At 70.5% G+C, this 3,959-nt stretch carries 4 protein-coding genes and 1 pseudogene; 4 read left to right on the top strand and 1 reads right to left on the bottom strand.

All coding sequences use genetic code 11. The annotated features are described in order from the left end of the window. A partial coding sequence (locus tag ACIQOV_RS31355) for a PP2C family protein-serine/threonine phosphatase (protein ID WP_401054032.1) occupies window positions 1–382 on the top strand: 382 nt, incomplete at its 5' end. 150 nt (window positions 383–532) lie between these two features. On the opposite strand, the pseudogene ACIQOV_RS31350 reads toward ACIQOV_RS31355, so the two are convergent. Then, window positions 533–1,222, bottom strand: a pseudogene (locus tag ACIQOV_RS31350) (ABC transporter substrate-binding protein); the annotation flags it as partial. Window positions 1,223–1,706: 484 nt separating this feature from the next. Between ACIQOV_RS31350 and ACIQOV_RS31345 the strand changes: the two are divergent. From ACIQOV_RS31345 to ACIQOV_RS31335, 3 genes are read left to right on the top strand one after another with little or no spacing between them, the layout of a single operon-like run. Next, window positions 1,707–2,039 carry a type VII secretion target gene (locus ACIQOV_RS31345; RefSeq protein WP_401054031.1) on the top strand — a complete coding sequence of 111 codons (333 nt, stop codon included), beginning with the start codon at window positions 1,707–1,709 and terminating at the stop codon, window positions 2,037–2,039. Window positions 2,040–2,041: 2 nt separating this feature from the next. After that, window positions 2,042–3,301, top strand: coding sequence for an amidase domain-containing protein (locus ACIQOV_RS31340; protein WP_401054033.1), 1,260 nt, complete (start codon window positions 2,042–2,044; stop codon window positions 3,299–3,301). Window positions 3,302–3,305: 4 nt separating this feature from the next. Continuing rightward, window positions 3,306–3,752: a hypothetical protein gene (locus ACIQOV_RS31335; RefSeq protein ID WP_401054029.1), complete on the top strand. Its 447-nt coding sequence runs from the start codon at window positions 3,306–3,308 to the stop codon at window positions 3,750–3,752. The last annotated feature ends 207 nt before the right edge of the window (window positions 3,753–3,959 follow it).

Genomic DNA, 3,959 nt, shown 5'->3' with positions numbered 1-3,959 from the left:
GCCGTTCCTCGGCATCGATCAGGGCGAGGAGGCCGCCGACTGGCTGTCCGAGGTGCCACTGCTGCTGCGCGCCGGCGGCATCACCACCCTCGCCGCGCACCACCCCTCCCCGCCGCTGGGCCTCGGCGAACTCGCGCCGGCGCGGTACGAGGCGGAGACCTTCCCGTTCCGGCCCGGCGACCGGCTGCTCATCTACACCGACGGCGTGATCGAGGCCCGCGATGCCCAGCGACGTTTCTACCCGCTCACCGAACGTGTCACCGCCTGGCGCTCCGAGCGCCCCACCGCCCTGCTCCAGAGCCTGCGCCGCGATCTGCTCGCGCACGTCGGCGGCAGGCTGGACGACGACGCGGCCATGGTGGTGGTCGAGCGGCTGCCGTGAGGGCGGGCGACCGGCAACGACAAGTAACGGATGACGGGTAACAGGTGACAGATTTCGAAATCTGTCACCTGTTACCCGTCATCTGAAAGCTGTTCCCTGAAAGCTGTTACCTGAAATCCGTCGGCTGTCGGCTGTCGATCGGACCCTGCGCTACGGCTTGTACGGCAGCTGCGGCACGTCGAAGCAGTTCGTGGTCATCGACGGCACCTGGGTGACCCAGCCGCCCTGCCCGCCCTGGGCCGAGTCCTGCCAACGGGCGGCGTTCAGGCACGCCCGGGTCGACCCGGTGGGAGGCGGCTGCGGGACGAAGGAGGCGGGCAGGATCAAGCCGTGCGCGTCGTAGGGCTCGGCGCGGTTCATGAACGCCTCGACGCAGGAGCGCGTCGGCGCGACGCCGCAGGAGTCCAGCGCGTCGAACAGCAGCTGCGAGCCCGCCCAGCCCTCCAGCTCCCAGGCGGACAGCAGGGCGGCCCGGTCCGGGTGGTAGCGGGCCATTGCGGTCCGGAAGTCGTGGACCGCCGGGTACTGCTCGTCCTCGTAGTTCAGGCTCGACGAGGTCGCCCACAGCGCGTTGCGGCAGTCCGGCGACGAGGCGTAGTCGGTGCGCACTGACTCCAACCAGTTCTGCACGTTGGTGACCTTCGCCGCCACCGTCACCCCGGCCTCGTCCAGCGCCCGGCACAGCGCCGCGTTGCCCCGGGAGTCCATCGCGTCGAACAGCAGCTGCGAGCCGTCGGCGTGCACCGCCGCGGCCACCGCCTGGAAGTTCGGCAGCGCGAAGTCCACCGTCTGGAGCAGCACCCGGTACCCCTCGGCCTCCAGCCCCGCCTTCAGCTGTCCGGCGTAACGGGTCGAGTCGGCCTTGGTTGTAGGCGACCACGGCGGCGCTGGTCGCGCCCAGTCGCTGCTTGAGGAACCGGAAGACCTCGGTGCTCTGGTAGAGCGTGCCGTTCCAGCCGACCGACCGCCCGTCGCGCGGGGCGGCGCTGCCGTAGATCCCGTAGAGGTACGGCCGGCGGTCGTACTCCGTGCCGATCGGCTGGCCGCCGACGTCCGGCACCGCCTTGCCGCTCACGTACGGGGCGCCCGCGTAGTCGAGGACGCTGCCGCTGACGAAGGCGAAGTCGTGTTCCCGGTCGGTCGAACGAGGCCCGGTTTCCGCGCCGGTGACCGGCTGCCCAGTATCCGACAGGAAGCAAGGCAACCAGCCCTGTCGAATTACTTTCTCATGACTTTCGGATGACCTTTCCCTTCCAAACCGGTCGTTACCATGGCCGCACCCATGTCGATCGGGATCGACATAGCCGGGTAGGGGGACCTGACCGTGAACCACATCCACGTCCAGACACATGCGTTGCGACAGTCGGCGCACGGCCTCACGGAGGCCGCCAAGACTTTCGGCCCCGTCGGGCACTGGCTCGACAACAGCCACGCGGCCGCCGACGCGATGTCGGCCTGGGACTCCGGTCCGGCGCTGAAGGACTGCGCCGACGCCTGGCAGGCCCACGTGAAGTCGGTCGTCGATCAACTCCATCTGTACTCCTCACAGTTGCACGAGTCGGCGCGGTCCTACGACCAGGCCGACCAGGAGTACGCCCGCCGGCTCGACGCCGCACTCGGTGACCTCGGGGGCACGGAACCGGGGCAGCAGCCGTGACGATGACCATCGCGGCGCTCAAGGCCGCCAACAGCATCGACGTCGATGCCGCCGCCGGCTCCTGGCTCGCCCTGTCCAAGCAGGCATGGCAGGCCGTCAATGACATCCATGCCAACGGCGTCGACCCGCTCAAGGAGAACTGGAAGGACAAGGTCGGCGAGGCCGCCGGCCGCAAGCTCCAGGAACAGGCCCAGATCCTGGAGGCCGGCGCGGACATCATGCGCGGCGTCGTCATGATCCTCGACGGGCTGAGCGCCGGCATCACCCGGGCCAAGCTCACCCTGAACTCCGCCCTGGACATGGCCCGGCAGTACGGCCTCACCGTCGACGAGACCGCCGCCGCCGTCCACGGCAGCGGCGGCGCGGCGGCCTCGAACGACAACGCCGTCCAGGAGGTGAACGCGATGCTCCAGGAGGCGCTGCGCGAGGCCGCCCAGGCCGACAAGCTGGCCTCCGCCGAACTGCGCAAGCTCGCCGCCGCGACCTGCGAGACCGACCCGCGCAAGGCGCTGGACCAGCTCCAGCGCGAAGCCTCGCAGACCGAACTGTCCATGTACACCGGGGGCATCCCCAGCGGGCAGGACCCCCGGCTGGTCGCCGACTGGTGGAAGGCACTGACCGACAACCAGCACAAGGAGCTGATGCTCTCCGACCCCGTGACCCTCGCCAACCTCCCGGGCATCCCCGACGACGTGAAGGTGGGCCTGCGCGGCGGGCCCAACGCCAAGTACGACCGGGTGAAGACGGTGCAGTGGGCGCTGGAGCACTGGAACGACACCACCATCGACGTCTTCGACGACAACTGCACCAACTTCGCCTCCGAGGCGCTGCGCCAGGGCGGCGTGCACGCCAAATGGGATCAGTGGTGGGGCTGGCGCGGAGACGATACCTGGGGACGCAGCGACGACGCGGGCGGCGACTGGCTCGACCAGCGGCTCGACTATTCGAAGAGCTGGGCCGGGGCGCAGAACATGCACGACTTCATGCTGCGCCACGGCGGTCAGGAGGTCCCGCCGGGCGAAGTGAAGCCCGGGGACATCGTCTACTACGAGGAGGACTCCGACCAGGACTCCCAGGACAAGAAGGGCGTCGTCCACCACACCGCGGTGGTGACGGCGGTGACCCCGGACGGGGACATCCGCTACACCCAGCACAGCGGCGGCCAGCAGAACGCGAGCATGGGCGGCCGGATCGACAGCTTCCAGGAGCAGCGCGGGCACCAGAAGCTGCACTTCGTCCGCGTGAATCCGGACTGGTACTAGGCATATGAGTGAAGAACAGCGCTCCCCGCGGTGGCTCCGGGCGGGCGGCCCGCTGCTGCTCGCCTGCCTCGGGTGGGCGTGCGGCGTGCCGACGCTCGTCGCGGACGGCGACATCCACGGGCTCGTGAGCCGCTGCCAGGACAGCCCCGGCGCCCCGGCCCCCGTACTGCCGCTCGCCTGGGCGGGGTTGGGGCTGGCCGTCGTCTCGGTGTGCTGGGGCGGCTGGCAGCTCGTCGCCGCCGTCCGCCGCAGGACGTTCCGGATCGGCCCGGGGCACGCCCTGCTGTGCGTACTGCTGCCGCTGGCGGCGATCGGGGTGCCGTTCCAGTACGCCCTGGTGCAAACCGCCGTGCACGACACCGGGGCTCAGCGGAGCAGTTGCTTCGGGCAGGGCCCGCTCACGGACGCGGTCGATCCGGCCGCGGTGCCCCGGACACGGCTCCCGGCCTGATCGCCGCCGGGCGACCCGGCGCACGAACCCGCGCCCGAGACCGAGACCGAGACCGAGATCGAGGCTGAGAGCGAAGCCGCCGAGGGCGGCGGGCACGACCGCCGTCGTGCCGAGGACGCGCGGGTGGTAGAGGTCGAACACGCCGAGGCTCCTCCCCGGGGGCCCGGACGGTCCCCGCTCGTGGTGCCTCAACGATGACCCCGGCCG

Source organism: Kitasatospora sp. NPDC091257 (assembly GCF_044757675.1).
Taxonomy (GTDB): Bacteria; Actinomycetota; Actinomycetes; order Streptomycetales; family Streptomycetaceae; genus Kitasatospora; species Kitasatospora lactacystinica.
The sequence above is the reverse complement of the archived record's forward strand: the minus strand, read 5'-3'. Positions and strand labels throughout refer to the sequence as shown.

Bases quoted from the DNA above. Each gene is read 5' to 3' on its own strand.
- ACIQOV_RS31335 (WP_401054029.1), top strand. From the start codon at position 3,306: ATGAGTGAAGAACAGCGCTCCCCGCGGTGGCTCCGGGCGGGCGGCCCG.
- ACIQOV_RS31340 (WP_401054033.1), top strand. From the start codon at position 2,042: ATGACCATCGCGGCGCTCAAGGCCGCCAACAGCATCGACGTCGATGCC.